Origin of the sequence: Streptomyces atratus, assembly GCF_014648655.1 — a bacterium.
Lineage (GTDB): Bacteria > Actinomycetota > Actinomycetes > Streptomycetales > Streptomycetaceae > Streptomyces > Streptomyces atratus.
Genome location: NZ_BMRN01000172.1, coordinates 1 through 1,495, shown reverse-complemented (window position 1 = coordinate 1,495; position 1,495 = coordinate 1). Strand labels below are relative to the sequence as shown.

Below are 1,495 nucleotides of genomic sequence, written 5' to 3'. Positions count from 1 at the left end.
AAGAAGGTGACGCACACCGGAGGCACGCTCACGATCGACCGGAACGCCTGGGACGCCCCGGTCGCGATCGTGGGCTAGTTCCCGGAGGCCGGACCCCGGCGTCGGCGCCGTGCCCCCACGCCCCGGCCACCGGCAGGGCGAGTGCCGCGCCCGCGCCCACCGTCGCACCCGCCCGCAGGCCTGGGGGCCGGAACGTGCAGTCGACGGGGGTGCCGCGGGCGGGGGCCGGTGTGGAGACCAGGCCCAGATAGCTGTCGGCGGGCCGCCCCTGGCAGCTCCAGCCCGCGATCCGGGGCGCGGCGATCACGACCGTTCCGGTGCTGCCGGGCGGCAGTTCGGCCCGTATGCCGTCGGCGGTGACATGGACGGCGGTCGCACCGGTGCGCTTCAGCCCGGCGACCGCCGAGGCCTGCACCGCATGCCGGCAGCAGGCGTCCATGGGATCGAAGGCGCCACCGCCGTCCCGCTGCGGCGTGCAGTCTGGACAGCGCTGCGGGTTCATATAGATTTCTGTATAGTCGCTTCCGTGAGCGGTCCCTGGCAGATCGAGATTGAGCCGGAAGTCCGGCGTTGGCTGGAACTCCTTTCGGACGCCCAGTACGACAAGGCCGAACGGGCGGCCGACATGCTCGCCGCTCAGCCAACCACTCTGGGGGAGCCGTACTCGCGCCACCTCGGCGGCAAAGTACGCGAGCTGCGTTTCACCATGGACGGCAACGCCGTGCGCATCACGTACTGGCTGGCTCCTGACCGGCACATCGTGCTGCTGACGGTGTTCCGTAAGACCAGGCAGCGCGAGACGGACGAGGTCGAGCGTGCGCAGCAGGCGCAGAAGTCGTGCGAGGCGGACCACGGTCCTGCTGAGCACAGCTACGACCGGATCAAGGAGGAGAATCCGTGAACCACTCCCAGTGGAAGACCCGCCGGACCAGGAGGCTCCTGGGAGAGCCGGTCGAGGAGTCCCCGGCCTACCGGGAAGCCGGGTATGCGTTCGCACTCGGCCAGGCCGTCTACGACCGCCGTATCGAACTCGGTCTGTCGCAGACCGGACTGGCGCGGCGCGCAGGCATGACCCAGCCGCAGATCTCTCACATCGAGGGCGGCGACTCCGTGCCGACCCTGCAAGTGCTCACCCGCCTCGCCAAGGCCCTGGACGCGTCGCTGACCATCGACCTTGACGGCGATGCCTCGGCCTTCGTGTTCACCCCGCACGACGGCCGCGAGCCTGACGAAGCGCCCCCGGGCAACCGCTCCACAGCGGCTTGACGTGTGACCAACCAGCGCCCGTAAAAGCCGCTGCCGCCCCGCATGACGCGGGAACCCCTGCGCGGGCGGGGGCGGAGGAGCGCCGGGTGACCGAGTGCGGGTCGGCGGCGAAGCGTGGACCGTAGGGACCTGCCGGAGATTCTCTGGTACGCCCGTTACGACGACGTGTACTCCACGACCAAGGGCTTCCCGTACGCCTCGACGCTGTACACCGGGCATCGCCGCGGTC

At 70.4% G+C, this 1,495-nt stretch carries 3 protein-coding genes; 2 read left to right on the top strand and 1 reads right to left on the bottom strand.

The genetic code is table 11. The annotated features are described in order from the left end of the window. Window positions 1-28: 28 nt before the first annotated feature. Window positions 29-502 (bottom strand): hypothetical protein, encoded by a 474-nt coding sequence (locus IEZ15_RS43905; protein ID WP_189282508.1) that lies wholly within the window; start codon window positions 500-502, stop codon window positions 29-31. A 24-nt stretch (window positions 503-526) separates the two neighbouring features. On the opposite strand from IEZ15_RS43905, the gene IEZ15_RS43900 reads away from it, so the two are divergent. Next, entirely contained in the window at window positions 527-901 is a 375-nt protein-coding gene (locus IEZ15_RS43900; RefSeq protein ID WP_189282507.1) for a type II toxin-antitoxin system RelE/ParE family toxin, read from the top strand. Further along, window positions 898-1,266, top strand: a complete 369-nt coding sequence (locus IEZ15_RS43895; RefSeq protein WP_114244923.1) for a helix-turn-helix domain-containing protein — start codon at window positions 898-900, stop codon at window positions 1,264-1,266. The genes IEZ15_RS43900 and IEZ15_RS43895 overlap by 4 nt, the downstream gene beginning before the upstream one ends. The last annotated feature ends 229 nt before the right edge of the window (window positions 1,267-1,495 follow it).